This window comes from Microbacterium sp. SLBN-154 (genome assembly GCF_006715565.1).
Lineage (GTDB): Bacteria > Actinomycetota > Actinomycetes > Actinomycetales > Microbacteriaceae > Microbacterium.
This window is the reverse complement of record NZ_VFNL01000001.1, coordinates 610932-636798: the sequence shown is the minus strand read 5'-3', so window position 1 is coordinate 636798 and position 25867 is coordinate 610932. Positions and strand designations below refer to the sequence as shown.

29 protein-coding genes are annotated in these 25867 nt (G+C 70.1%); 9 read left to right on the top strand and 20 right to left on the bottom strand.

The window, feature by feature from the left end:
* Position 1 precedes the first annotated feature (1 nt).
* Together FBY40_RS03235 and FBY40_RS03230 are read right to left on the bottom strand one after the other, a co-directional pair.
* Positions 2 to 1366 (bottom strand): ATP-dependent DNA helicase, encoded by a 1365-nt coding sequence (locus FBY40_RS03235; protein ID WP_141936352.1) that lies wholly within the window; start codon positions 1364 to 1366, stop codon positions 2 to 4.
* A complete protein-coding gene (locus FBY40_RS03230) occupies positions 1363 to 1818 on the bottom strand; it encodes a helix-turn-helix domain-containing protein (RefSeq protein WP_141936350.1) in 456 nt (151 codons plus the stop codon). The genes FBY40_RS03235 and FBY40_RS03230 overlap by 4 nt, the downstream gene beginning before the upstream one ends.
* Before the next feature lie 54 nt (positions 1819 to 1872).
* On the opposite strand from FBY40_RS03230, the gene FBY40_RS03225 reads away from it, so the two are divergent.
* On the top strand, positions 1873 to 2739 hold the full coding sequence (locus FBY40_RS03225; RefSeq protein ID WP_141936348.1) for an NAD(P)/FAD-dependent oxidoreductase: 867 nt from the start codon (positions 1873 to 1875) through the stop codon (positions 2737 to 2739).
* A gap of 9 nt (positions 2740 to 2748) precedes the next feature.
* Positions 2749 to 3819 (top strand): hypothetical protein, encoded by a 1071-nt coding sequence (locus tag FBY40_RS03220; RefSeq protein WP_141936346.1) that lies wholly within the window; start codon positions 2749 to 2751, stop codon positions 3817 to 3819.
* Between the two features lie 15 nt (positions 3820 to 3834).
* Here FBY40_RS03220 and FBY40_RS03215 read toward each other — a convergent pair whose 3' ends face one another.
* From FBY40_RS03215 to FBY40_RS03205, 3 genes are all read right to left on the bottom strand, one after another.
* A complete protein-coding gene (locus FBY40_RS03215) occupies positions 3835 to 5847 on the bottom strand; it encodes a cytochrome c oxidase assembly protein (protein ID WP_141936344.1) in 2013 nt (670 codons plus the stop codon).
* 104 nt (positions 5848 to 5951) lie between these two features.
* Complete coding sequence (locus tag FBY40_RS03210; protein WP_124291903.1) at positions 5952 to 6239, bottom strand: HU family DNA-binding protein; 288 nt, start codon at positions 6237 to 6239, stop codon at positions 5952 to 5954.
* A gap of 237 nt (positions 6240 to 6476) precedes the next feature.
* Positions 6477 to 7559 (bottom strand): alpha/beta hydrolase, encoded by a 1083-nt coding sequence (locus FBY40_RS03205; RefSeq protein WP_141936342.1) that lies wholly within the window; start codon positions 7557 to 7559, stop codon positions 6477 to 6479.
* Positions 7560 to 7656: 97 nt separating this feature from the next.
* Between FBY40_RS03205 and FBY40_RS03200 the strand changes: the two genes are divergently transcribed.
* Positions 7657 to 8529, top strand: coding sequence for a potassium channel family protein (locus FBY40_RS03200; RefSeq protein ID WP_141936340.1), 873 nt, complete (start codon positions 7657 to 7659; stop codon positions 8527 to 8529).
* 57 nt (positions 8530 to 8586) lie between these two features.
* Here FBY40_RS03200 and rpsN read toward each other — a convergent pair whose 3' ends face one another.
* The 4 genes from rpsN to FBY40_RS03180 all read right to left on the bottom strand — a co-directional run bounded on the left by rpsN (position 8587) and on the right by FBY40_RS03180 (position 10835).
* Complete coding sequence (rpsN, locus tag FBY40_RS03195) at positions 8587 to 8892, bottom strand: 30S ribosomal protein S14 (protein ID WP_124291906.1); 306 nt, start codon at positions 8890 to 8892, stop codon at positions 8587 to 8589.
* Between the two features lie 4 nt (positions 8893 to 8896).
* A complete protein-coding gene (gene rpmG / locus FBY40_RS03190) occupies positions 8897 to 9067 on the bottom strand; it encodes a 50S ribosomal protein L33 (RefSeq protein ID WP_005051772.1) in 171 nt (56 codons plus the stop codon).
* Positions 9067 to 9303 carry a 50S ribosomal protein L28 gene (gene rpmB, locus FBY40_RS03185; protein WP_124291907.1) on the bottom strand — a complete coding sequence of 79 codons (237 nt, stop codon included), beginning with the start codon at positions 9301 to 9303 and terminating at the stop codon, positions 9067 to 9069. The genes rpmG and rpmB overlap by 1 nt, the downstream gene beginning before the upstream one ends.
* Positions 9304 to 9503: 200 nt before the next feature.
* Complete coding sequence (locus tag FBY40_RS03180) at positions 9504 to 10835, bottom strand: HNH endonuclease (RefSeq protein WP_235014511.1); 1332 nt, start codon at positions 10833 to 10835, stop codon at positions 9504 to 9506.
* A gap of 117 nt (positions 10836 to 10952) precedes the next feature.
* Between FBY40_RS03180 and FBY40_RS03175 the strand changes: the two genes are divergently transcribed.
* Positions 10953 to 11249, top strand: coding sequence for a DUF4287 domain-containing protein (locus FBY40_RS03175; RefSeq protein WP_141936338.1), 297 nt, complete (start codon positions 10953 to 10955; stop codon positions 11247 to 11249).
* Between the two features lie 135 nt (positions 11250 to 11384).
* Here the strand turns inward: FBY40_RS03175 and FBY40_RS03170 are convergent, their stop codons facing one another.
* From FBY40_RS03170 to FBY40_RS03130, 9 genes are read right to left on the bottom strand one after another with little or no spacing between them, the layout of a single operon-like run.
* Positions 11385 to 12284 carry a DNA-3-methyladenine glycosylase gene (locus FBY40_RS03170; RefSeq protein ID WP_235014508.1) on the bottom strand — a complete coding sequence of 300 codons (900 nt, stop codon included), beginning with the start codon at positions 12282 to 12284 and terminating at the stop codon, positions 11385 to 11387.
* Positions 12281 to 13699, bottom strand: a complete 1419-nt coding sequence (locus FBY40_RS03165; protein WP_141936336.1) for a hypothetical protein — start codon at positions 13697 to 13699, stop codon at positions 12281 to 12283. The genes FBY40_RS03170 and FBY40_RS03165 overlap by 4 nt, the downstream gene beginning before the upstream one ends.
* Positions 13689 to 14627 carry a TIGR03943 family putative permease subunit gene (locus FBY40_RS03160; RefSeq protein WP_442922852.1) on the bottom strand — a complete coding sequence of 313 codons (939 nt, stop codon included), beginning with the start codon at positions 14625 to 14627 and terminating at the stop codon, positions 13689 to 13691. The genes FBY40_RS03165 and FBY40_RS03160 overlap by 11 nt, the downstream gene beginning before the upstream one ends.
* Positions 14620 to 15660, bottom strand: a complete 1041-nt coding sequence (locus tag FBY40_RS03155; protein WP_141939986.1) for a permease — start codon at positions 15658 to 15660, stop codon at positions 14620 to 14622. Before FBY40_RS03155 ends, FBY40_RS03160 begins: the two co-directional genes overlap by 8 nt.
* Positions 15661 to 15697: 37 nt before the next feature.
* Positions 15698 to 16108, bottom strand: a complete 411-nt coding sequence (locus tag FBY40_RS03150) for a Fur family transcriptional regulator (protein ID WP_124291912.1) — start codon at positions 16106 to 16108, stop codon at positions 15698 to 15700.
* Between the two features lie 2 nt (positions 16109 to 16110).
* Positions 16111 to 17019, bottom strand: coding sequence for a metal ABC transporter permease (locus FBY40_RS03145; protein ID WP_141936334.1), 909 nt, complete (start codon positions 17017 to 17019; stop codon positions 16111 to 16113).
* Complete coding sequence (locus tag FBY40_RS03140; protein WP_141936332.1) at positions 17016 to 17834, bottom strand: metal ABC transporter ATP-binding protein; 819 nt, start codon at positions 17832 to 17834, stop codon at positions 17016 to 17018. The genes FBY40_RS03145 and FBY40_RS03140 overlap by 4 nt, the downstream gene beginning before the upstream one ends.
* On the bottom strand, positions 17831 to 18964 hold the full coding sequence (locus FBY40_RS03135) for a metal ABC transporter substrate-binding protein (protein ID WP_141936330.1): 1134 nt from the start codon (positions 18962 to 18964) through the stop codon (positions 17831 to 17833). Before FBY40_RS03135 ends, FBY40_RS03140 begins: the two co-directional genes overlap by 4 nt.
* Before the next feature lie 30 nt (positions 18965 to 18994).
* Entirely contained in the window at positions 18995 to 20005 is a 1011-nt protein-coding gene (locus tag FBY40_RS03130; protein WP_141939985.1) for a GTP-binding protein, read from the bottom strand.
* 106 nt (positions 20006 to 20111) lie between these two features.
* On the opposite strand from FBY40_RS03130, the gene ykgO reads away from it, so the two are divergent.
* Positions 20112 to 20234, top strand: a complete 123-nt coding sequence (gene ykgO / locus FBY40_RS03125; RefSeq protein ID WP_036311902.1) for a type B 50S ribosomal protein L36 — start codon at positions 20112 to 20114, stop codon at positions 20232 to 20234.
* A gap of 23 nt (positions 20235 to 20257) precedes the next feature.
* Here the strand turns inward: ykgO and FBY40_RS17525 are convergent, their stop codons facing one another.
* Positions 20258 to 20731: an ArsR/SmtB family transcription factor gene (locus FBY40_RS17525; protein ID WP_235014505.1), complete on the bottom strand. Its 474-nt coding sequence runs from the start codon at positions 20729 to 20731 to the stop codon at positions 20258 to 20260.
* Positions 20732 to 20801: 70 nt separating this feature from the next.
* Positions 20802 to 21485, bottom strand: coding sequence for a metal ABC transporter ATP-binding protein (locus FBY40_RS03110; RefSeq protein ID WP_141936328.1), 684 nt, complete (start codon positions 21483 to 21485; stop codon positions 20802 to 20804).
* Positions 21486 to 21537: 52 nt separating this feature from the next.
* Here FBY40_RS03110 and aztB point away from each other — a divergent pair, with 52 nt between their 5' ends.
* Genes aztB through aztD form a run of 4 tightly spaced genes read left to right on the top strand, consistent with a single transcriptional unit; the run spans position 21538 to position 25866 of the window.
* Positions 21538 to 22419 (top strand): zinc ABC transporter permease AztB, encoded by an 882-nt coding sequence (aztB, locus tag FBY40_RS03105; protein ID WP_235014502.1) that lies wholly within the window; start codon positions 21538 to 21540, stop codon positions 22417 to 22419.
* Positions 22420 to 22451: 32 nt separating this feature from the next.
* The gene (locus FBY40_RS03100; RefSeq protein ID WP_141936325.1) at positions 22452 to 23696 is read left to right on the top strand and encodes an ABC transporter; all 1245 of its coding nucleotides are present in this window, start codon (positions 22452 to 22454) and stop codon (positions 23694 to 23696) included.
* Positions 23693 to 24625 carry a zinc ABC transporter substrate-binding protein AztC gene (aztC, locus tag FBY40_RS03095; protein ID WP_141936324.1) on the top strand — a complete coding sequence of 311 codons (933 nt, stop codon included), beginning with the start codon at positions 23693 to 23695 and terminating at the stop codon, positions 24623 to 24625. The genes FBY40_RS03100 and aztC overlap by 4 nt, the downstream gene beginning before the upstream one ends.
* 29 nt (positions 24626 to 24654) lie before the next feature.
* Positions 24655 to 25866: a zinc metallochaperone AztD gene (gene aztD / locus FBY40_RS03090; protein WP_141936322.1), complete on the top strand. Its 1212-nt coding sequence runs from the start codon at positions 24655 to 24657 to the stop codon at positions 25864 to 25866.
* Position 25867 lies beyond the last annotated feature (1 nt).

The window sequence follows — 25867 nt, the reverse complement described above, 5'->3', positions numbered from 1 at the left end:
GTCAGGATGCCGCGGGGCGGCGGACGTGCTCGTGCATCCACCGGGCGACATCCGGGTCCACGCGGATGTCGCTCGGCCGGAGAGGTCGAGAGAGGTAGAGCCCGTGGAGAGAGGTGAGTCTCGACAGGGCCACGTAGGTCTGGCCGGGTGCGAACGCGCCCGAGCCGAGGTCGATCACCGCCCGGTCATAGGTCTTCCCCTGCGACTTGTGGATCGTCACCGCCCACGCCAGCCGCAGCGGGAACTGCGTGAACTCGGCGACCACCTCACGGGTGAGCGTGCGGGAGCCGGCGTTGTAGGCGTAGCGGAACCTCTCCCACACCGCGGGTTCGACGTCGAACTCCTGACCGTCGACCTCGACGCGCACGGTGCCGCCGGCGATGCGGGTGACCGTGCCGATCGTGCCGTTGACCCAGCGCGGCGGGTCGCCGTACCCCTGGGTGTCGTTGCGGAGGAACATCACCTGCGCCCCCACCTTGAGCTTCAGTTCGGTGTCGGCGGGGTAGTTCGCCTCGCCCCGCCCGAAGTCGCCGTTGATCTCGGCGACCGCGGTCTGCTCGCGGCCGACGAGCTCGGTGAGGTGCCGGCGGTTGATGTTGTTGACGATGTCGTTGCGCGTGGCGAGCGTGATGATGGGGTGCTCGCCGTCGTCGGGGTGCGGGGGCGTCCGGGCGCCGGTGTCGTTGAGCACCTGGGCGATGTCGGCGGTGACGCGCCCATGGCGGACGGCGTTCAGCATCGCCTTGAACGCGGGGTCGGCCTGCCGATGGATCTCGGCGAGCTCGCGCACGTGCAGCGAGGCGCCGTACGCGCCGAGCTCCATGAGTCCGTCACCGGCGACCTCGCCGGTCCACACCTTGGCGTCGAAGAACCAGAACGAGCGGTAGTGGTCGCGGATGTAGCGCATCTCGTCGCCGCGGGGCGGCACGGGAGCCAGCTGATACGGGTCGCCGAACATGACGATCTGGACGCCTCCGAAGGGCTCGGCGCGTCGACCCCGCGCCTGGCGGAGGGCGCGGTCGATGCCGTCCATGAGGTCGGCGTTGACCATGGAGATCTCGTCGATGACCAGGGTGTCGATGGCGTTGAGGATGCGCCTGGTCGCGTCGGACTGGTCGAGGTCGGTGTTCGCGATGAGCCCGATCGGCAGCCGGAACAGCGAGTGGATCGTCTGACCCTCGACGTTGAGCGCGGCGACTCCGGTCGGCGCGCAGACCGCGATCTGCTTGGAGGTGTTCCACGCCAGATGCTGCAGCAGCGTGGACTTGCCGGTCCCGGCGCGGCCGGTGACGAAGACGTGGTCGCGGGAGTCCTCGATGAGCCGGAACAGCGCCTCCTGCTCGGCGGAGAGCGCGGGCGTGGTCACCGGTTCATGGTAGACGGATGCCGCGGCTCCATGACGTCGGCGACGCTCGGCCAGCGCTTCGTGCCGGCCACCACACCCGTGACGATCTCGCGGAAGCGCGGACACGTGGAGATGTCGTGCGCCTGGCAGCGCAGGGCATGCTCGGTCATGAGGCGCGATCGCTCCATCTCGGCCATCCGCGCGGCGAGATCGGCGAGGTGCGCCTCGAGGACGCGGTGGCGCTCGGGCGCCCGATCGTCCAGCAGCACCCGGATCTGCTCCAGCGACATCCCCGCCCATTTGCCGCGGAGGATCACGGCGATGCGCACCAGATCGTCGTCGCTGTAGCGACGGCGGCCGCCGCCGTCGCGTGCCGGTGCGAGGAGACCGGCGTCCTCCCAGTGCCGCAGGACGTGGGTGGGCAGCGAGAAGCGCGCCGCCGCGTCGCCGATTGCCAGACCGCTTGACTTCATGTCGAGATGAAGTCACACGATGAGGTCTGACGCAACCCCATTTGAGGAGGAACCATGATCGACGCGATCGTGATCGGCGGCGGACCCGCCGGCCTGCAGGCAGCTTTGACGCTGGGTCGGATGCACCGGGAGGTGCTGCTGTTCGACTCGGGCGAGTACCGCAACGGCACGGTCGACCACGCACAGAACCTCATCACGCACGACGGCCAAGCACCCGCGGAGATCCGCCGGCTCGCGCGTGAGGAGCTCGCGGGCTACGCGACGGTGCAGGTCGTCGAGGCGACGGTGCACGCGATCGAGGCTCGGGATGACGGCGGGTTCGCCGCGATGACCGAGGACGGCGTCTTCGTCGCATCCGTCCTGATCCTCGCGACCGGCCTGCGCGACGAGCTGCCGCCGATTCCGGGGCTCGCCGAAGCGTGGGGGCGCGAGGTCGCCCACTGCCCGTTCTGCCATGGCCATGAACTCAGCGGCAAGCGCATCGGCATCCTCGGATCGGGGGCGCACGCCGCCACGCACCGGGCGATGCTCTCGCCGATCGGGTCGGAGGTCGTCGTGATCGACCCGGGCGAGGTGACCGGCGTCGAGCGGACCGCCGACGGGCTGGTGCTGCGGCGGCGCGAGGGCGACGCCATCGATGTCGGCGGACTCTTCGTCGCGCCGACGTCGACCCAGCGGTCGCCGTTCGCGGCGCAGCTGGGGCTTGCGACGCTGCCATCGGGGGGCGTCGAGGTCGATGCTCTGGGCGGCACGAGCGTGTCAGGGGTGTTCGCCGCGGGTGACATGGCGCATACCGCGGCGATGCCCGGCCCGATGGCCTCGCTCGCCGTGGCGATCGCCGCCGGCCAGCTGGCCGCCGCAGCGGCCGTTCACCAGCTCGTCGCCCGCGAGATCGACGCGGAGCGGGGAACGGTTTCCTAGACTGGGCCCATGCAGCAGGGGGCGGCGGCGGGGGGCGGGCGTCGCTCGCGCTCGCGCTTGGCCACCGATCTTGCCGTGCTGGGCGTCATCGGGGCGCTCCTGATCGCCGCGTTCGTCGCGGCGGGCGCGACCCTGTACCGCGAGTTCTACAGCCCCGCCGCGTTCGTCGAGCGCTACCTGGGACTTCTCGCCGACGGGCATGCGGCCGAGGCTCTCGCCACGCCGGGGGTCTCGGTCGACATCGAGGCCCTCGAGGCGGCGGGACTTCCTCCGACCGCGTCGCAGGCGCTGCTGCGTCGCGACGCCCTCGCCGCCCTCGGCGGCGTGGAGATCGTCGGCGAGGAGACCGACCGCAGCGTCACCCGCGTGACCGCCGCCTACCGCGCCGGTCAGTTCGAGGGGACGACGACCTTCGAGGTCGAACGCGATGGATCGGTGGGGCCGCTTCCCACCTGGCGTTTCGCCACGAGTCCCCTCGCGGTCATGCAGGTGGCCGTCCAGGGGTCGATGACCTTCGACGTCAACGGATTCTCCCTGGACAAGCGGCAGGTCTCGCCCGACGGCGCGGAAGCCGACCCCTCGGCGCCGGTGTCGCTGCTGGTGTTCTCCCCCGGCATCTACTCCGTCTCTGTGGACACGGCGATCTCGACGACGCCCGGGGTGGCCGTGGTGTCTGACAGTCCGTTCTCGTCGGTGCCGGTGTCGCTGCAGGCCCAGCCGACCGAGGAGTTCGTCTCGGTGGTGCAGGACCGTGTCGAGGAGTTCCTCACCGGGTGCGCCGCCCAGGAGGTGCTCCAGCCGACCGGTTGTCCCTTCGGCTACCGCGTGCAGGACCGCATCGTCTCGCCCCCGACCTGGTCGATCGCGCAGCAGCCCGCCATCCGTCTGGAGCCGGACGGGGCGAACTGGGTCATTCCGCCGACCCCGGCCGTGGCGCGGATCGCCGTCGACATCCGTTCGCTCTTCGACGGGCGCGTGGAGAGCACGGAGGAAGACGTGCCGTTCACGCTCGCGGGCAGCATCACGGTCGATCCCGAGGGGCGTGCGTCGATCTCGATCACGACCTCGGAGACGCAGTGATCCCCGACGGGACGGTCAGCGACTGACGCGGGCTCCGCGCTCAGCCCGCTCAGCCCGCTCGGCGTCGCGCTGGGCGAGGGCGGCGAGCTGGGCGTTGTAGGCCTCGAGCTCGGCATCGTCGGTGCGGTCGGCGTGGCGGTCGCTGCGCTTCTGGTCGCGGGCGTCGCTGCGGCTCCACTGGATCGCGACGGTGATGGCGAGGATCAGGGTCGGGAGCTCGCCCACCGACCACGCGAGTCCACCGCCGATGTACTGGTCCTCCAGCGGCGTGGGCCCCCAGGTGCGACCCATCGAGCCGAACCACTCGGCGACCATGAGGCCGGACTGCATCATCATCGCGACCCCGAAGAACGCGTGCATCGCCATGACGCCGATGAGGAGCAGCAGCCGGCCCGCGTACGGCAGCCGCCAGGGCACGGGGTCGATGCCGATGAGGGTGAGGGCGAAGAGGTATCCGGTGATGAGGAAGTGGGCGATCATCCACTCGTGGCCGAGGTGGTCGTAGAGCGACCAGCGGAAGAGGTCGGTGTAGTAGAACGCCCAGAGCGACCCGATGAAGAGCCCGGCGGCCACGAACGGATTCGTCAGCACGCGGGAGAACGGCGTGTGCACCGCCCACAGGATCCACTCGCGGCCGCCGCGCGTGCCGTCATCGCGCTTGTGGATCGCCCGCGCCGCCAGAGTCACGGGGGCACCGGCGACGAGGAGGGCGGGGATGGCCATCGACAGCAGCATGTGGCCGAGCATGTGCACGCTGAACAGGTAGTCCTGGTAGGCGTTGATCGGACCGCTCGTCACCCAGAAGAGCAGCACGATCCCGACCACCCACAGCACCGTGCGGTACACCGGCCACCGGTCGCCGCGGCGGGTGAGGCGCCACACGCCCGCGAGGTAGAAGAACAGTCCGAAGCCGGCCGCGGTCGCCCAGAGCAGGTCGAGGTCCCACGCCGTGAGCCACCGGTCGAGGGTGAACTCGGGCGGGAGCGGAGCGCCCGTGAGGACTTCCGCCGGGGTGCGCACGGTCGGGAGGGCGGTGTCGACCGGCGGGGGCGTGCGGGCGAGCGCGGCGGCCGCGCCGCTGGCGATGCCCATGAACGCCAGTTCGACGGCGATGATCCCCCAGAAGCGGCGGGCCGCGGCATCCGGCTTCCGATCCAGTCGTGCGATGGCGCCCCGGCGGTACCAGGCGCCGAAGACCCCGATGGCGATGAGGGCGATCACCTTCACCGCCAGAATCGCGCCGTAGGGGCTGAGGAGCGCCTCGGGGGTGACCACGCCGATGGCCGCGCGGACGGTGCCCGAGAGGGCGACGACGAGGAATGCGGCCAGGGCGATGCTCGAGTAACGGCTGAGGACGACGGTGAGGCGGGAGCGCTCGAGGACGGGCCGGAGGATGACGAGAAGCAGAAGGCCGCCGAGCCAGGCCGCGGCGGCGATGATGTGGAGCGCGAGGGCGACGACGGCGGAGTTGTGGTTCGCCTCCTCACCGGAGTGCCCCTGCGTGGCCATCGGGATGAGCGCCGCGATCGCCGCGATCGCGACGAGCATCGTGGCGAGCCAGGAGCGCACCGCGAAGGTGAGGACGGTGAGGGCGGCTCCGGCGATCGTCGTGAGGAGCCACGCCCGGCCGGGTTCGGTGTCGACGAGGAAGCGGCCGAGCTGCGCGCCGAACTCGGCGCCGGCGTTGATGGCCGGGTTGAACGCGTCGACGAAGGTGAGGAAGCCGGTGGCTGCGGCCGAGACGGTGAAGATCGCCGCCGAGACCGATGCGGTGTCGAGGGCGACGTCGAACTCGCGTTCACCCGCGCGGAGGGCGAAGAGCGCCAGGACGAGGGCGCCGACCATGCCGGCCGCGGAGAGGTTGACCAGGAGCTTGGCGACGGGGAGGCCCCAGCGCGCGACGGGGCCGGGATCGCCGATCAGCAGCGGGGCCGCTCCCCCGCCGAGGGCGAGTCCCGCGACAAGGGTGACGAGCGCCGCGGCGACCAGGATCACGGGCCCGGTGGCCCGCAGCGCGCGGGAGTTCACCCCTCCAGCCTACGGGCGGGCGGTGGACGGCGGCTGGGTGCGGGGATGCCGAAGGGGGATGCCGCGGTGTGCGACATCCCCCTTCGATCAGGGTGCGATCGTGATTACTTGACCGCAGCCTTGAGCTTGGAGCCGGCGGTCACCTTGACGCGCTTGCCGGCGGGGATCTTGATCTCTTCGCCCGTCTGGGGGTTGCGGCCGGTGCGAGCCGAGGTCTCGACCTGCTCGAAGGAGATCCATCCGGGGATGGAGACCTTGCTGCCCTTGGCCACCGCCTCCGACACCGTGGAGAAGAGCGAGTCGAGCACGCCGGACACGGCGGACTGGCTCTGACCCGTGGCGCTCGCGATGCTCGCGACGAGTTCGGTCTTGGTGATGGACTTGTCAGCCATGTGGATTGTCCTCCAGGGCGACCACAGGTCGCCTTCTGCTACGTGGACCGGGGCGGGGTTCGCCGCCGGCTGGTCGGACCGACCGGGGTCGAATATACCCACGGAACCGCGGAATTTCGCGGATTTCGGCTCCTGGCGGACGGAATGGGCGGCGTGTCGTCGGATCTGTGGTGCTGTTGTGACGCCTGAGGCGGCATTCCGGGGCTTTTTCGGCTGTGCACCGGGCGCCCGTCGCGGTCAGCGCCCGTGGAGCCGGCGAAGGGCCGCGACCACGTCGCCGTGCCATCGCCGAGCAGCGGGAAGCACGCCGGTGAAGATGGGGGTGTCGTGGGTGACGCCGAGATACTGCACCGCGCTGGCATCGACGCCCGATGCACGGAGCGCGGCGGCGTAGGCGGCACCATCGCCCCGGAGCGGGTCGAACTCGGCGGTGAGGATGACCGCGGGCGGCAGTCCTGCGTGCGAGGCGGCGAGAAGGGGCGAGGCGAGGGGCTCGCGCGCCGTCCGACGGTGGGGCAGGTAGGTGCGCGCGACCGATCGGAGTTCGCGCAGGGCGATGACGGTCGGCACACCCAGCGCCCGCGTCGCCCGGAGGTCGAGGTGCCGGCCCGTGAGGTCGAGCACCGGAACCTCGAGCACCTGGAGGCGGAGGGGCAGCGGATCGTCGTCGTCGCGGTTGATGAGTGTGACGGCTGCGGCGAGGTTCGCTCCCGCGGAGGTGCCGAGGATTCCGACGCGGTCCTCGTCGACGCCGAGCTCGGCCGCGTGGGCGAACAGCCAGCGGAGCACCGCTGCGCCCTGCTCGACGGCGACGGGATAGCGGTGCTCGGGGGCGAGGGCGTAGTCGACGGCGACGATGACGACGTCGGCGTCGGCGGCGCGGCGACGGAAGCCGGCGTCGGTGGTCGGATAGTCGACGCCGCCGATGCGGAAGGCGCCGCCGAAGAAGGCCAGTACCGCGGGGAGGGGTGCCACGGCGGCATCCGCGTCGGACGGGCGCGGATCGTAGACGCGCACGCGCACGGCGGGCCTGCCCGGAACCGCCACGGTGTGCTCGACGGTGCGGATGTCGGGGCCCGGGGTCCCGACGGTCTCGAGCTCGGTGCGGTCCCACGCGAGGGCCGCGCGGCGGTGCTTCGCGCGCGCGCGGGCGCGCGGGCCGGGCGACCCCTCGGCGCGGGTGCGGGGCGCGGGCGCACTCGAGGGCGGCCCGAAGCGCCAGATCGCGGCCAGGCGCGTCTTCAGCCGCGAGACGGCCTGCCCGAAGAGGTACTTCCGGTGGACGCGAAGGCGGTCGGCGAAGACCGGGTCGAGTGGCACGGCGTTCCTTTCCCGGGGACACCTGAGTCTACGAGCGACGGATCCGGCGGGACCTCGGTCGGTGCCGGATCGGCGGGCATCGCCTACCGTGACCCGCATGACCATCCCCGGTATCGTCGCCACCCTCGTCGGGATCATCCTGATCGTCACGGCGCTCTACGACGTCTTCCAGACGCTGCTCCGGCCGAGCGAGACCGGCCGTCTGACGCACATCATCTTCCGGCTGTCGTGGGCGATCGTGCCGAGTCGCCGTTTTCCGGCATCCGCGCCCCTGACCATCCTCATCGTCATCGGGGTCTGGGTCGCGCTCATCACCCTCGGCTGGGCGCTGGTCTACCTGCCGCATATGCCGCACGGATTCGCGTACCAGAGTCTGGAACCGGCGGAGTTCGACCCGTTCGCCGAGTCTGTGACGATGTCGCTCGTCGCTCTCACCACCCTCGGGCTGGGTGACGTCGTGCCCGCTCAGCCGCTGTTGCGGCTGGTGTCTCCCCTGGAGGCGCTGATGGGGTTCGCGCTGCTGTCGGCATCGGTCTCTTGGTTCATGCAGCTCTACCCGGCGCTTGCGCGCAGGCGCGCCTTCGGGCTGCAGATCGAGAGCCTTCGTCGTTCGCGTACCGCTGAGGACCTGGTGACCTTCAGCGATGAGCGCGCGGCCTCGATCGTCGATCGGGTGACCGAGTCGCTTGCGGTGCTCACGGCCGATCTGGTGCAGAACTCCGAGATCTTCTACTTCGCCGACGAGTCGCGCCGGCTGTCGGCGCCGCAGGCGATGGAGTACGTGCTCGAGCTGCGTGACGTGGCGGAAGGGTCTCCGCGCTCAGCAGTGCGCAGTGCGGGTCGCGCCCTCGCCGTGATCGTGGACGAGCTCGCCGATCTGTTGAAGGCCCAGTACCCGCACGTGCGCGGGGAGTCGACCGATGAGGTGGTCACCGATGTCGCGGTGGCGCACCGCCGGCTCGCCCGCTGAGGAACGGCGAAGGGCGGGAGCTCCGGAGAACTCCCGCCCTTCAGCGGCTGGCGTCTGTTACCAGGACGACTTCGTCACACCGGGCAGCTCGCCACGGTGAGCCATGTCGCGGAAGCGCACACGCGAGATACCGAACTTGCGGAGGTTTCCGCGGGGACGGCCGTCGATCGCGTCGCGCTGACGCAGGCGGACCGGCGACGCGTTGCGGGGAAGCTTCTGCAGGCCCAGGCGGGCGGCTTCGCGCTCTTCGTCGGTGCTGGTGGGGCTGACGAGGGCCTTCTTCAGCTCGGCCCGCTTGGCCGCGTAGCGCTCGACGATCTCCTTGCGCTGGTTGTTGCGCGCGATCTTGCTCTTCTTGGCCATGAGATCAGCGCTCCTCTCGGAATTCGACGTGCTTGCGGATGACCGGGTCGTACTTCTTCAGCACGATGCGGTCGGGGTTGTTTCGGCGGTTCTTGCGCGTCACGTAGGTGTACCCCGTGCCGGCGGTCGAACGCAGCTTGATGATCGGACGAACGTCCTGAGCCTTCTTCGCCATTAGAGCTTCACACCCTTCGCGATGAGGTCCTTCACGACCGACTCGATGCCGCGGACGTCAATGACCTTGATGCCCTTGGCCGACACGTTCAGCGTGATCTTCCGACCGAGCGAGGGAACGTAGTAGGTCTTCTTCTGCACGTTCGGGTCGAAGCGGCGCTTCGTCCGGCGGTGCGAGTGCGAGATGTTGTGACCGAAGCCGGGAACCGCTCCAGTCACCTGGCACACTGCTGCCATGGTGATGTCTCCTTCTGTACCGTGACACCGGACGGTGCCACCCAAGATCCCTTGTCTGCACCCCGTTCCGGGCGCGACCGTGGGCCGGCATCGAAGGAGGGGTACGAACTACACGCTGGAGTGCGCGCAGACAAACCTCGATGGTACCGGATGCCGCGGGCCCGGCCTAATCGGGATGGGCCGGGATCGGGCGCCGGGGGTCAGGCGGTCAGGCGGTAGCGGGCTCGCCCGGCCAGTCGCGGCCTTCGCTGTGGATCGATCCAGGGTGGGGGCACCAGGTGCACGCGGCCTTCGACCCCCGCACCGTCGACCGTGATCTCCCACCCGTCGGAGTGAAGCCGATGGTGACAGCCGGTGCAGAGGAGGACCCCGTTGGCCAGATCCGTCCTGCCCCGGTCCCTGTCCCACCAGGCGATGTGGTGCACATGACACCACATCGGCGGGGCACCGCAGTCGATGCATCCTCCGTCGCGCTCGGCGATGGCGAGCTTCTGGGCCGTGGTGAACAGTCGGCGGGTGCGACCCCAGTCGAGGATCTCGCTTTCACCGCCGAGCACGCAGGGGATGACCTGCTGATCGGCGGCCAGTCGTCGGATCATGCCTGCGGGCACGGGCTGGGCGATGCCGTCGATCGTCGCCGTGCCGACGCCGCTTTCGAGCGCCTCGAGATCCATGCGGATCACGACGGTCGTCGACGCAGCGGTCGGAACCCGGTCGCATCCGATGGCGTGCCGGCAGATGTCGGCGAGGGCATCGGCGTTCATCTGTTTCACCGACCGGGTGTCGCGGTCATCGTCGGGAGAGTGCTCGTTCCGCCGGAGACTCGCGCCCACGAGCGACTCGATCGCCGCCTTCACCGGCGCTCCGGTCTCGACGTCGAGCTTCGCCGAGATGACCAGCATCCCGTCGCGCTCCTGGATCACGAGCGCCCGTGCGCCCCGCAGCTCCTCATGGCGCGGGGCCACACCGTCGGGATCGAGGTGCGCCTCCACGCGCGCGAGCAGCTTGACCAGCTCATCGGGCCGCAGCCCGGGCGCCAGATCGCAGAGCTGCCGCTCGGCGTCCTCGAGCCGCGCGGAGTCGACCCGCAGCGCCAGCTTCGTCAACATGGTCACGATCGATGCGGCGGCCGTCATCCCCATCCGTCCGGCGGATAGCGCGGCCGCCACGTGCGGATGCCTGGCCGGGAGCTGCTCACCGCTCAGGGCGGTGCGGGGTGCCGTCGCTTCGCCGACCTGGATCATCCGCACGGACTCACCGACGCTCGTGCCGGTCGTCGTCGAGATGAGGACTGCGGGTGACGAGAATCCCTGCCGCTTCGCCAGCGAGTCTCTCCCGAGCTCAGCGCGCGATTGCCGAGCGACCTCCGCCGCGACGCCGGCGTACGCGGCATCGACGTGCCTCTTCAACGACCCGAAAGCGTCGGTCACCGCGATCAACTCCGACGGAGTGAGCGCCGATGGCATGCGGTCGCCGCCTGCGAGCGCCAGCACCTCGAGCGCCTGGGCGATCCCCGCAAGTGGTGACGTCATGCCACGATGTTAGTACACATGTTCTACTCGATCAAGACTTGGTGACGAAGATTTCTTCGATATACTGATGCCGTCGCACACGGCGGCGCATCGACCGAACGAACGGCAAGGAGCAGGATGTCCTTCCAGGCCTATCTCGACACCATCGAACGCAAGACTGGTCTCACCCCCCGGCAACTCGTCGACATCGCCCACGGGCGAGGACTCGATGCACCCGGCGTGAAAGCGGCAGAGATCATCGAGTGGCTGAAGTCCGACTACGACCTGGGGCGTGGTCACGCCATGGCGATGGTCCACGTCATCACCAAGGGCGATCGAATCGACTCGAAGCACGTCGGTTCGGGTGGCGCGCACGCCGACGCGAGCGACCGTCTCTGGCTCGACGGCATCGCGACCAAGCCCGAAGGGCTCTGAAGTCGCGTTCGGCTTCGGAGGCTGCTCCGACGTCCGAGTCGCTTCGAGGTTCGAGGTCCGAAGTCGAGGTCGGGGTCGGGGACCGACATCGCGACAGCCGAGCGCACGGGATACCGCCGTCGGTCGTCGTGACGCTCAGGTGTTCCGGGTGTCGGCCTCGCGGGCACCCCGTCCCCACCGGAAGGCCGACACCGTCGGGTCGCCGTCGATCCAGAAACGCCAGGGGAACACGGCGGTTCCCGCGACTCCGGCGACACCGACCCGCGGCCCGGCGACCGTCTCCGGAAGAGGTTCATCAGGAAGGAGCAGTCTCGCCACCGCTCCCGCGCGCGGCTCGGAGGTGATCGCGTCGATTCCATCGTGGACCGGATGCCGCAGGCCGACCGCCTGCCCCAATCGGCCGGGTCCCCGAGCGAGGTCACGATCCGGGAGGGCGCGAGGAGAAGAAGCAACGCCTGCGGGAACCGGCGGACCAGACGCAGCGCCGGCGGGAACCAACGGACCAGACGCAGCGCCGGCGGGAACCGACGGACCAGACGCAACACCGGCGGGAACCGACGGACCAGACGCGACACCGGCAGGAACCGACGGAGAAGCGACAGCGGCGGCAGAAACCGGCACGCGGGTGGCGGTGCGACGGCGCGCCGCGGCATCCCTCCCGCTCACGATCTCACCCGCGCGCAGGAGGATTCCGCCGGCGGTGCCCTCGGGGCCGCACACGACGTTCACGCACGAATGGATTCCGTGACTGAGGTAGACGTAGAGGTGGCCCGGCTCCCCCCACATGGTGGCGTTGCGCGCGGTCGGTCCCATGCGAGCATGCGACCCGGGGTCGGGCACCGAGCCCGTGCCCCGACCGTGGTAGGCCTCGACCTCGGTGAGGCGGACGGCGACGGTCTCTCCGTCGACGGTCACCTCGAGGATTCCCCCGAGCAGCCGCGGCGCGACGTCGACGGGCAGTCCCGCAACGTCGGCGCGGGAGGCCGGCCGGAGCCCCGAGCCCTCTCCGCCGGGCTGATGGGGGATCGCGCTCACCGCGGGGGCACCTGACACCACGAGATGTCGAAGCCCTGCAGCGAGACGACCTGCGTCCCGTCGTCGATCTCGACGATGCGGGTCTGCAGTCGTTCGGGGAGCGGTAGGCGATAGTCGTCGTACGCGTTCTGCGCCGCGGCCGGCGCGACGAGCACTGCGAGATAGCGTGCGCTCGGCGATACGCAGGTCTGCACGACGGCGTCCGCCGCACCGATCTCGGTGAGGGCGCTCGTGGCCCCGTCGGCGCCGACGCGCACGACGGCGGTCGATCCGGTGGGGTTGCCGCCGCTGTCGAACACCGCGGCGGAGCGGATCGTCCCGCCGTCGGGCATGGGCGTGATCGTGGTGACCGTCCCGAGATCGGTTTGGGGAACCCCGAGCGGCTCTTCCGAGGCATCCGTCAGATCGATCACCGCCGGCCCGTCCGCGCGCTCCACGACCGCCTCCGACGAGCCGCGGGCGATCCCGCTGATCGACAACGCCGTCCCGAGCGCCGTCGAATCGGCACCGTCGGCGCCCGTCAGGAGGAGCTGTCCATCGAAGGAGAGGAGAAGGATGCTGTCGGTGTCAGGCACGAACCGCCACTCGGCGATGCGGGGGTCGGCGCCCTCGATCGCGATCTCGGTGGGGTCGACCTCGGCGGCGCCCCGGGCGAGTGATGCCGTGTAGAGACGACTCTCCCGGGCGCCTTCGGCGCTGACATCCTCGTCGGTGTACAGGTAGCCGACCACCTCGCCGCGGTCGGCGCTCTGCAGATTCGTGACGAACCCGTCACCGGGCAGCGGAAGGCTCCGCTCGTCGCCGCCCTCGAGGTTCGTCACGATCAGCTCGGCCGATCCGTCGTCGTCGAGCACCGACATCACCAGATGTCGCGAGGTCGCTCGGAAGTCCTCGATGTGAGGGTGGGTGAACACCGCCTCGGCATTCTCACCGGTGAGATCGGTGCGGAACACCGTGTCGCCGCCATTCCCGCGCTGCAGCAGGAAGACCTCCGCGCGCGGCGTCCGGAACGTCTCGGTGACCTCGGTGGCGGGCCCCCCTCCTGCGGCGGCCAGCCCCTCGATGGTGATCGTGTACTCGGTGTCATCCCGCAGCGGGAGCCCGAACCGCACGCCGAGGCTCCGCCCCGAGGTGTCGACCGCGAAAGGGACCTCGGGGGTGATGCTGACCTGGTCGGCTGTCACCTCTGCCAGCGGCAGCGAGGTCGAGACGATCAACCGACCTCCCGATGCCGCAGCGGCCGCCTCGGGGTCGACATCGACCGCCGTCACCCGCGGCCCCTGAAGAGTGCTCACCGCGGCGCCCGCGAGTCCCAGGGCGCCGAGAAGCGCGGCGACGATGAGGAAGGGCAGCACGAACGCGCGACGAGGAGTCGGCCGCGGACGCGCCGAAGAGCGCGCGCGGTCAGTACTCATACGGATCCTCGGGCTCGTCGATCAGCTCCACCGTCGCCGCGTCGATGAACAGTCGTCCATCGGAGTTGGCGCGCACCATGCCGTCGACCGTGACCCACTGCCCGGTCTCGGCGTCGGCGGAGGCCTCGTTCTCGCCGACCGCGACAGGGATGCTCGCCGACTGGGCATCGATCACGCAGTGGGTGATCACCAGGCGCGACAGCGCGAATCCGCCGCCGTCCCCTGGCGTGACGAATCCGGTCAGCGTCACGGGATCGCCGTCGAACGCCTCGGGGTTCGTCGCGGTGGCGAAGACCGCCGACCACTCCCCGACGCCGAACGAGGCGGTGTCGCCGGTGCGGGCAAGGGTGACCACATCGGTTCCACCGAACAGGGGCGGCGCTCCGACGTCGCGTGAGATCGCGAGCTCGGCCGACAGGGAGCGCGGGGGGAGGACGAGTGTCAGCAGCACGACCGCCGTGGCGAGGACCGCCCCCGTACCGGTCGCGATCACCCCGAGAGTGCGTCGGCGGGACCCGCGCGACGCCCGGGCCGGACGAGGACGGGATGCTGCGGCACGCGCCTGCGCACGCGTGGCGACCCGGGTGGCGAGGGGCGCCCCGTGGTCGGGAGAGGAACGGATCTCCGGATCGGTCGCATGCCCGTGCGCATGCCCGTGCTGATGCGCGTGCGCATCAGCACCGTGACCGTCACCGTGACCGTCACCGTGATCGTGTCCGTGGTCGTCTTCGGCGCCGACCGGGAGCAGGAAGCTCAACACCGCGCCGATCAGCACAAGGACCGACATCGACACCGCGAACCACGACGATTCGGGGTTGATGTAGAGACCCAGCCGCCCCGTGAGGGCGAGGGAGACGGTGACGACGGCCATGATCGCAGCGAGTCCGACGCCGAGCCAGCGCGTGAGGAGGGCGGAACGCTCAGGCAAGGAGGTTCACCCCCGTCCCGATCGCGAAGGCGGCGAGGAGCACCACGACGACGACACCGGCCAGCGCACGGGTGGTGAAGGTGGTGCGCATGAGGGCGAGCATCTTCACGTCGACGAGGGGTCCGACGAGCAGGAACGCCACCAGCGACCCTGGTGTGAACGTCGAGGCGAACGACAGCGCGAAGAACGAGTCGACGTTCGAGCAGATCGACACCACCATCGCCAGGGCGATCATCGCGACGATCGACAGCGCTGGGTTCGACCCGATCGCCAGCAGGACATCGCGGGGGATCAGCACCTGCACGGCGCCGGCGATCGCCGAACCGATGATGAGTGCCGGCATGACGGCCCGCAGCTCGATCACGAACTGCGCGAGGCTGCGACGCCCCCGCTCACCGAGGGCACCGGCCGTCCCGGCCTCGACCGGACCGCGCGCCAGCTGCAGCGCGCAGGTATCGCGGAAGCGGTCGGTGAGGAGTGCGTCGGGGTCGGGGTGACGGCTGTAGAGCCAGCCGATGAGGTTGGCGATGAGATACCCGCCGATGAGTCGGACGACCAGGATCCCGTCGTCGAAGCCGAACGCAGCGTGGGTGGTGATGATGACGATCGGGTTCACGATCGGCGCGGCGATGAGGAACGTCATCGTCTCGGAGACGCTGAACCCGCGCATCAACAGGCCCCGGGCGAACGGCACGTTGCCGCATTCGCAGACCGGGATCAGCATGCCGAGCAGGGAGAGGACGGCCCGGCGCGCCCAGGCTCGCCGCGGCATCCATCTTTCGATCAGCCCCGGCGGTACCCACACCTGCACCGCGATCGAGAGCACGACGCCCAGGACGACGAAGGGAAGGGACTCGATCAGCACGCTGACGGCGAGAGTGAGCCCGTCCTGCCCGCGTGTAGGCAGCGGGTCGGGGAAGATCGCGGGGGCGAGCGCGTCGATGAGGAAGAGCCCGACGATGACCGCGGCGCCGATCCCGAGCGCCACCAGCGCACGCGCGAACGACGACGGCCGCGACCCCTCGGGGGTCACGGTGCGATCGCGCGCGGGGGCGACGCGGGGGGCCGGATCAGTCCGTGTCACGCTCACCGGCTCCGGCCGTGCAGGCGGAGCAGTATCCGAAGATGTCGACGATGTGCTCGGCCTGACTGAACCCGTGGGCGGCCGCAGTGCGCCGCGCCCAGTCCTCGACATCCGTCGCTTCGATCTCGACGGTCACGCCGCAGTTGCGGCAGATCAGGTGATGGTGGTGACCCGTCGATACACAGGCCCGGTAGAGGCTCTCGCCTTCAGGGCTCTGCAGCGAATCGGCCTGACCGTTCGCGGCGAGCCCGGCCAGGGCCCGATACACCGTCGCCAGCCCGATGCCGGTGTTCTCGTCACGGAGGGTGGCGTGCAGCGACTGAGCACTGACGAAGCCGCGGGCGTCGGCGAGGGCTTCGCGCACGCGTTCGCGCTGCCACGTGTTCCGCTGGGCCATGGTCAGGAGTTTAGCGAGCCGCCCTGAACCACCGCTGGACGCCGTTCTCCCCCGCGCTCACGGGTCACCCGGCCCTGGCGCGCACCGACCGCACGGCACACCAGGTAGATCACGAACGAGATCGTGGTGATGTAGGGGCTCACCGGAAGCGTGCCGGCGATGGCGAGGAGGATACCGCCCACCGCGGACACGAAGCCGAAGGTCGCCGCCAGAAGCGGCACCGAGAGCGGCCCGTGGGCGACGCGCATCGCCGCGGCGGCCGGCGTCACGAGCAGCGCCATGACCAGGAGTGCGCCGATGATGTGCACGGCGACGGCGACGATGAGACCGAGCAGGATCATGAACAGCAGCGACACCGCGGTCGTGGGCACGCCGCGCGCCGCTGCCGACTGCGGGTCGAGGGAGTCGAAGCGCAGCGGCCGCCAGATCACCAGCATCCCGAGCAGCACGACCGCGCTGATGCCGATCAGCCAGCCGAGCTGGCCGGTCTGCACCGACACGATCTGCCCGGTCAGCAGGCTGAAGCGGTTGGCACTGCGCCCGTCGTAGAGGGAGAGGAACAGGATGCCGAGGCCGAGGCCGAACGGCATCAGGACGCCGATGATCGAGTTGCGGTCTCTGGCGCGGGCGCCGAGCCAGCCGATCAGGGCTGCCGCGATGAGAGACCCGAAGATCGAGCCGGTCACGACGTCGACGCCGATGAGGAGCGCCGCCGCGGCGCCGGCGAAGGAGAGCTCGCTGATGCCGTGCACGGCGAAGGCCATGTCGCGCTGCATGACGAAGACGCCGACGAGACCGCCGACCAGGCCCAGCGCGGCACCCGCCCAGACGGCGTTGGAGACGAGTCCGAGCAGCTGGCCGTAGACCGGGAGACCACCGAACATGGCCTCCCAGATGGCGTCCCAGCTCACGAGTGGTCCTCGTCGTGGTGGTGATGATGCGTTTCCTCCGCGTCCGGCGCGCCGACCACGACGAGCCGGTCGCCCGCCCGCAGGACGAAGACGGGCGTGCCGTACAGCTCGGTGAGGACATCGGAGCGCAGCACTTCGTCGGGACTGCCCAGGGTGAACCGTCCGCCGGCGATGTAGAGGATCCGGTCGACCTTGCCCAGCAGCGGATTGACGTCGTGCGTGACGAGGAGCACCGCGGCGTTCCGCTCGCGCCGATGCCGGTCGATCAGGTCGACGACGGCTCTCTGGTTCGCCAGGTCGAGACTCGTCAGCGGCTCGTCGCAGAGGAGGAGCTTCGGCTCGTCAGCGAGGGCCTGTCCGATGCGGAGTCGCTGCTGCTCCCCCCCGGAGAGCACCCCGACGGGGCGGTCGGCGAACGCTCGCGCCCCCACCTCATCGATCAGTCTCTCCACCCGCGCCGCGTCGCGGCGGCGTGGAATGGGCAGACCGAATCGGTGACCGTTGACCCCGAGCGCCACGACGTCGCGTCCGCGCAGCGCGACGTCGCGCGGGAGCGGCCGTGACTGCGGGATGTAGCCGATACGGCGGTTGCCCCCGGGGCGCACCGGCTCACCGAGCACCGAGATCGCGCCCGAGCTCAGCGACTGGAGGCCCAGGATCGCCTGGAGGAGGGTCGTCTTCCCCGACCCGCTCGGGCCGAGCACGGCGATGAGCTCACCGGGCGCGACCGAGAGGTCGAGGCCCGCCCACAGCTCGCGGCCCGATCGCCGCAGCGCGGCATCCTGGATCTCGAGCGCAGGCGCGGTGGCCGTCACTCCGCCAGAGCGTCGCTGAGCGCTGCGATGTTCGCCTGCATCCACGAGATGTAAGTCTCCCCCTCAGGGAGCGTTTCCGAAAACGCGATGACCGGGATCCGGAGGGTCTCGGCCTCTCCGATGACCTGCTCGGTCTCGGCTCCGCCCGTCTGGGTGTTCGTGATGACGACGCGCACATCGTCGGCGCGGAGCAGGTCGAGCGACTCGAGGAGCGTGGCGGGCGGAACATCCTGTCCCTCTTCCACCGCCTCACTGAAGGCATCGGGGGTGACGTTCTCGAGACCCGCCTCGGCGGCGAGGTAGACCGGCACCGGCTCGGTCACGAAGACTCGCGCGCCGCCGTTCGCGTCAGCAACGTCGCCGAGGGACTCCTCGAGAGCCTCGATCTCTGCGGTGAAGGCGTCGAGGTTCGTCGCGAAGGTGTCAGCATCGTCCGGACGCAGCTCGGTGAGTTCATCGGCGATCGCCTCCGCGACGTACGCGATGGTGTGCGGGTCGTACCAGACGTGCTCGTTGAAGCCCTCGATGTGGTCGTGGGCGTGGTCTCCATTCTCGGCGTGAGCCTCGCCCTCCTCACCCTCGACATGCGCCTCGCCCTCCTCGTGGGCGTGGTCTTCACCCTCGACGTGCGCCTCGCCCTCCTCGTGGGCGTGCTCTTCCTCAGCGACTGCCCCGGCGTCCGCGTCGCCGGCCGTCGCCTCGTCGGCGTGCTCCTCGTCGCTGTGCTCTTGGGCGCCGGGATAGTCGTGCGAGAACTCGACAGCGGTGATCACGTGCGCATCGCTCCCGCTGGACTCGATCAGCGCGTCGACGAAGGAGTCGTAACCTCCACCGTTCTCCACGATGAGGTCTGCATTCGAGATTGCGAGCGTGTCCTGAGCGCTCGGCTCGTAGGAGTGCGGATCCTGCGCCGCGGAGGTGACGATCGAGGTCACCTCGATCGCATCACCGCCGAGCTGTTCGGCGATGTGTCCATAGACGTTGGTCGATGCGACGACCAGAAGCGCATCGCCGGCCGGCTCCGTCTCGGCGGACGTCGACGTCGACCCCGTCGGTGTGGCGCAGCCGGCCAGCGCAAGAGCGGACGCGGCGGTGAGGGCGAAAGCGGAGAGAGACCGGGTCTTGGGCATGGAATCAGTGTACCGGAGTGATAATCGTTATCAGTCCCGCTCCGTCGATTCCCAGGCGACCCATTGCGGCAATGGATCCTCGTAGTCCCGCCACACCCCCGACCCGGCGGCGAACTCCTCGTCGGTCAGCGCCGCATCGTCGAGCATCGCCACGAGAGATCGCACATCGAGATCCCAGCCGGTGACGGCGATCTCCTGGCCGATCGCCGACAGGCTGTCATCCGGAGGGATCGGGTCTATCCACATCGCGGAGCCTGCCTGCTCCCACCGGGCTAGGAGCGTCGGTCGCGTGGCGAGACGGCAGAATCCCATCGACCGGACGACCGTCCCCCAGCGTCCTGACGCGATCTCGTCGAGCGACGGCATCAGTCGCTGCGGGTGGAACGGACGCAACTGTTCGTACCGGAATGTGGTGACCCGCCGGTCGGTCATGTACGGGTCGTGTTCCTGATCGAGTGCGCGCACCCACCCCGCTCGCTCGTACCGGCCCGCGCCGTCAGCCACGGCCTCGCGAAGGGCTCGGAGATCGTCGGAGAGCCGACGACTGAGCCGGATGCGCGCCGTCGGGCTCAGGTGCGAGGCCAGCGACATCAGCAGCGAGAGGGTGGGGGTGTCGCACGCCTCCCATCCGACGAACGCAACCACGTCAGCGAGCTCGATGAGAGCGGCGGCCTGCCGCGCCCAGGCGCCGATGTCGCCCCGATCGTCGCCGGGCGGCGCACCGGTGACCAGAGCCGCCTCACTCTTGAGGTCATCGAGGAGGTGGGCGGCGTCGACGACGCAGATGACGCCGAACAGGGGAACGCCATCGATCTCGGCGCCCGCGAGGTGCGCCGCGTCCACGTCGGTCGCTGCATCGATGACGACCGCGCGACCTCGCGGCGCATCGGCGGAGGCGTGATCGAGAACGAGACCCTGCCCGTGCCGGCGCCCGCCGGTCGCACCCACGATGCGCCGCTCGGTGAGCTCAGCCAGGCGTTGCGCGTATCGGCGACGCTCCGGAGCGCACACTCCGACGACCAGGATCGAACCCGAATCCACATCCGCCACCTCGGACCCCTCTCCGCCGGCCGCCGTCGCTTTGACGGTCGACCCGCGGTGAGCCTAGCCTGTTATTGATAACTGTTCTCAATAAAGGGAGGGACCCGTGAAGGTTCGCGCATCGTTGAAGTCTCTGAAGAACCAGCCCGGCGCACAGGTGGTGCGCCGGCGAGGCCGCGTGTTCGTGATCAACAAGCTCAATCCGCGGTTCAAAGGCCGACAGGGCTGACCTTCGAAGCCGCGCGGCGGCGATCAGTGCTCGTCGTAGTGATCGCCGTGCAGCGCGTGCTTGTGTCCGTCGTGGACGAAATCGACGTGATCGCCGTGCGGCACGGCCTCGTGTCCACAGTCGGAACCGTGCTCGTGCTCGGCCAGGGTGTGCTCGGCGTGGGTTTCGGTGCTCATGGGTCGCTCCTTACGTGGTGATTCTTTCCGGGGGCTCTCTTCGAGAGCGTGGGCGATCGCGTCGTCGACGACGTTCGCGATGTGGTGATCGGCGAGCTGGTACGTCGCCTCGCGGCCGGCGCGCGACACCGTCACGATGCCCGCCTGCCGAAGCGTGCGCAGGTGCTGCGAGACCAGCGGCTGCGTCAGTCCGCTACGCGCCGCGAGTTCGGTCACGCCCGTCGGCTCCGCAGCGAGCAGGCGCAGCAAGCGCAGTCTCGACGTCGACCCCAGCACCTTGAACAGGGCTGCGGTGGCCTCGAGACCGGCATCCGACTCCACTGGCTCAGTTCAACGGATCCATAAGAAGATTGCAATATGTTTATGCAATTGGGAATGATTTTCGATCCGGTCAGGGTGCGGGCGTTCGCCCCGTCGTCGTGAGGCGACCCGCATCGAGCCGAAGCGTCCGATCGGCGAGCGCGAGCACGGAGTGCTCGTGCGACACGCAGACGACAGCGACACCGGACCGCGCCGACTCCCGGAGGGTTGCGCGGATGCACGCGGCGCTGCCGGCGTCGAGCCCCGTTGTCGGCTCATCCAGGAGGAGGAGTTCCGGCGTGCGCGCCAGCGCCTGGGCGAGCAGCGCGCGCTGGCGCTGACCCCCTGACACCTCCGCGAAGGACCGGGTCGCGAGATCGGTGATGCCCAGCTGGTCGAGCGCTGCCGCGACCCATCGCCGTCGGGGGGCTCGCGCCGTCCGGCGCGGCACACCCAGAGACACCACGTCTCCGACGGTGATCGGAAGCAGGGGCGACACCGCGACCAGCTGGGGGACGTAGGCCAGCGAAGCCGTCACCTCCCGCGTTCCCCGCGTCGGCTGCCGCGCACCCGCGATCACCTCGAGAAGCGTCGACTTGCCCGCACCGTTCGGTCCCGCGATGGTCATGATCTCGCCGCGCATGACGTCGACGCTGACGTCGGACAGGGCGGAGCGGCCCCCGAATTCGACGCCGACCCGACTCAGGCGAGCGATCGGAGAAGACGAGGTGGTGGTGCTTCGCGGGCGAGCGCGGTGCGTCGCGAGGTGCGGCATCCGGCATCCTTTCGATTTTGAGAATCATTCTCAACAAGCCTACGGTGGGGACGTGCCCGTTCTGATCGACGCTCTTTTCGCGCCCTTCGCGCTGGAGTTCGTGCAGCGGGCCTTCCTCGGCGGCGCGCTCGTCGCGGTGCTCTGCGGGGTCGTGGGCACCTGGGTGGTGATCCGCGGCATGGCGTTCCTCGGCGAGGCGCTGGGGCACGGGATGCTCCCCGGGGTCGCCCTCGCCACCGTGCTCGGCATCCCCGTGCTCGTGGGTGGCGCCATCGGCGCGACGGCCATGAGCGTCGGCGTGGCGGCCCTGCAGCGTCGCGGACGTCTGTCGTACGACACCAGCATCGGTCTGCTGTTCGTCGCGATGCTGTCGCTCGGTGTCATCGTCATCTCGTTCTCGGGGAACTTCGCCACCGACGCCACGGCCATCCTCTTCGGAGACATCCTGGCCATCTCCGCCGGCGACCTCGTCGTCCTCGCCGCCGCGTGCGGGACCGGCGTCCTGGTGGCCGCCCTCGCCCATCGTCCCCTCGTCGCCCTCGCGCTGGACACACGGATCGCGACCGTGCTGGGCTTTCGTCCTCGTCTGGCCCAGGCGGTCCTCGTGGGGCTCGTCACCCTCGCCGTCGTCGCCTCGTACCAGGCTGTCGGGTCGCTGCTGGTCGTCGGTCTCCTGCTCGCGCCTGCGGTGGCGGCCGGCGGGTGGACGGCCCGGATTCCGAGCCGGATGCTGCTGGCCGCAGCCTTCGGAATCGCGGCCGTCTTCACGGGCCTTCTCGCCTCATGGCACTTCGCCTCCGCCGCCGGGGCGTCGGTCGCCGCGGCGGCCATCGCCCTTGCCGGGGGGTCGACCCTGCTCCGCGCCGCTGTCGCCGCTCGCGGAAACCGGCGCGGAACGCCCGCGCGGCGCACTCCCGCGCCCGTCGGCGCCTGACCCGTCCCATCCCTTCTCCGGAGAGAATCCCCATGCGTTCCCGCGTCTTCGCCCTCACCGTCGCCGTCCTCGCCGTCGGTCTCACCGCGTGCGCCGGCACCCCGGCGACCACCCCCTCGTCGGGAGCTTCCGCCACCGGCGACGATCACGGCGAGCGCGCCGGCGCCACCGAGCTCACCGAACCCCCACTGGGACTGACGATGATCGACGAGGCGGGCACCGTGACCCACCTCGACCTGTGGGACGAGACCGTCTCCGATCTCGGAGCGATCGCCCCGCCCCGGAGCGTCGCGAGCGACGGGCGCTACCTCTTCGCCGAGACCGCCACCGGAGTAGAGATCGTCGACTCGGGCGTGTGGACCTGGGACCACGTCGACCACTTCCACTACTACCGCGCCTCCCCCGAGATCCTCGGGACGGTCGAGGGGCAGGGTCCGGCGCGCGTGGCGACGACGAACCAGTCGATGTCGGGGAGCACCGGAGTCTTCTTCGAGGGCTCGGGTGAAGCGGTGCTCCTGGACACCGAGGCTCTCTCGCACGGCACGCTGACCGAGCGGTTCCGGCTCGAGGTCACGCCGCACGACGGCCTGGTGGTCCCCGTCGGATCGTTCGCGCTGGTCACCGAGGCGGGGCCGGACGGCCGAGCCGACCGGGTCGCCGCGTACTCGGGCGACGGCGCGCCGGTGGGGATGCAGGCGACGTGCCCCGACGCGCGCGGCACGATCACGACCCGCGTCGGCGCCGTGATCGGATGCCGCGACGCGGCCCTCCTCGCGGAGGTCGTCGCCGGCGAGCTCACGCTCTCGCGGATCCCGTACCCGCCCGGCACCACGGCGGCGGCCGCGGAGTCGTTCCACAACCGGGAGGGGCGCCCGACCGTGGCGGCTCTCGCCGGCGAGTCCGGCACGGACGGAATCTGGCTCCTGAACACCCGCGCACAGACCTGGACGCTCCTGCCCTCGCCCGAGCCACTGGTCACCGTCACCGCGGTCGACGACGACGCCGACACCGTGCTCGCCGTGACGAGGGAGGGGCGTGTGATCGTGCTCGACGGCACGGACGGCGCCGTGCGGGCGCGGACCGAGCCGCTCGTCGCAGCCTCGATCGACGACGCCGGCGCACAGGTTCCGGCGATCGTCGCCGACGCGCAACGGGCGTACGTCTCCGGGCCCCGGGAGCAGAAGCTCTTCGAGATCGACTTCGCGGACGATGCCCGCATCGCGCGCACGTTCGACACGGCTGCGCCGTTCCAGTTCATCGCGGGGACCGGGCGATGAGCGCGCGTCGGACGCCGCGAGGGCGACTCGCGGCGGCACTCCTCACGGCGGGGTTGACGGCGGCGACGCTCACCGGGTGCGCAGGGGTCGGGGACGAGCGTCCGCTCGTCGTGGTGACCACCAACATCCTCGGCGATGTCGTCGAAGAGCTCGTCGGCGATGAGGCGGAGGTCCTCACGCTGATGAAGCCCAACGCCGATCCGCACTCGTTCGAGATCTCGGCGCAGGAGGCGGCGCGCCTGCGCAGCGCCGACCTGATCGTCTCGAACGGACTCGGTCTCGAGGAGGGGCTGCAGCAGCACCTCGATGCGGCAGCGGCCGACGGCGTCGCCTCATTCATCGCCGGCGACGTGATCGACGTCCTCTCCTACCGCGACGGCGACGCCGCCGGCACCCCCGACTCGCATTTCTGGACCGATCCCGCGCGGATGCGTGACGTGGTGGATGCACTGGAGCCGGTGCTGTCCGGCCTCGACGGAGTCGCCTCGCCCGAGGTGGCCGCACGCACCGCGGAATACCGGTCCGCGATCGACGAGCTCGACGCGGAGATGACACGGGCCTTCGCGGCGATCCCGTCCGAGCGGAGGGCGCTTGTGACCAACCACCATGTGTTCGGCTACCTCGCCGACCGCTTCGACTTCGAGGTCGTGGGTGCGGTCATCCCCGGCGGCACGACCCTCGCCGCCCCGTCCGCGTCCGATCTGGCCGATCTCGTCACGGCGGTCGAGAGAACGGGTGTGCCGGCGATCTTCGCCGAGTCGTCTTCTCCCGATCGACTCGTCCGCGCCCTCGCCGAGGAGGCCGACGTCCACGTCGATGTCGTGGAGCTCTTCACCGAGTCGCTCACCGACGCCGACGGCGGCGCTCCGGACTACCTGACCATGATGCGCGTCAACACCGAGCGCATCTCCACCGGACTCTCCCGCTGAGGGTCCACCCCATGAAGAAGAAAGGCATCATGCGCACTTCCCCTTTGCGCCGCGCGGGCATCACCGCGCTCACCATCGGAGCGGTCGTGACCCTGGCCGCGTGCTCGTCGGGCGCCGCAACCGGTTCCGCCGCACCGGCGACGCCCGACTCCCCGTCCGCCTCCCCCGGCCCCCGTGTCGCGGTCGGGTACGAGGGCGGGGTCGTCGTCCTCGACGGCGACACTCTCGAGCCGGTCGCCGAGTTCGACTCCGAGGAGTTCATCCGCCTGAACCCGGCCGGCGACGACCGGCACGTGATGGTGACGATGAGCGAGGGCTTCCAGGTGCTCGACACCGCCGCGGGGACATCGGAGGAGCCCGAGCTCACCGATCTGGTGTTCGAGGCCGACAAACCCGGCCACGTCGTCCGGCACGCCGGCAAGACGATCCTGTACGCCGACGGCACGAGCGACACCACCATCTTCGACACCGCCGACCTCGCGGCATCCGAGGGTCTTCCCGACGTCGAGACGATCGAGGGCGTGGAAGCGCATCACGGTGTGTCGATCGTCCTCGAGGACGGGACCTTCCTCACCACCGTCGGCAACGCCGACGGCCGCAGTGGCATCACCGCCCAGGACGCAGGCGGAGCGGTCATCGCCGAGACCGATCAGTGCCCGGGCGTGCACGGCGAAGGGACCGCGAAGGATGAGGTCGTCGTGTTCGGGTGCGAGAACGGCGCTCTGATCTACGACGGCGGCGAGATCGTCAAGCTCGATTCGCCGGATCAGCCCTACGGCCGTATCGGGAACGCGTTCACGACCGAAACCAGCCCTATCGTGCTGATGGACTACAAGAACGACCCCGACGCAGAGGGGGTCCTGCTCAGCGCGGTCACCCTCGTCGACACCGAAGCGCGGACCCTCGAGGTCGTCGAGATGCCGGAGGGGGCGCAGTACACCTTCCGCGACCTCGCGCGCGGGCCCGGCGACCTCGGGTACATCCTCGCCTCGGACGGCTCGATCCACGTCCTCGACCCGACCTCGGGTGAGTTCGTCGACGAGTTCCCGGTGATCCAGGCATGGGAGGGCCCGGCGGAGTGGCAGGACCCGCACCCCGCCATCCTCGTGTCCGGTGACATCGCCTACGTGACCGAGCCCGCCGCGAACGCGGTGCACGCCGTCGACCTGACCACCGGCGAGGTCGTCGCGACGACCGAGCTCGACGCCGTTCCGAACGAGTTCGCCGTCGCCGTTGGCTGAC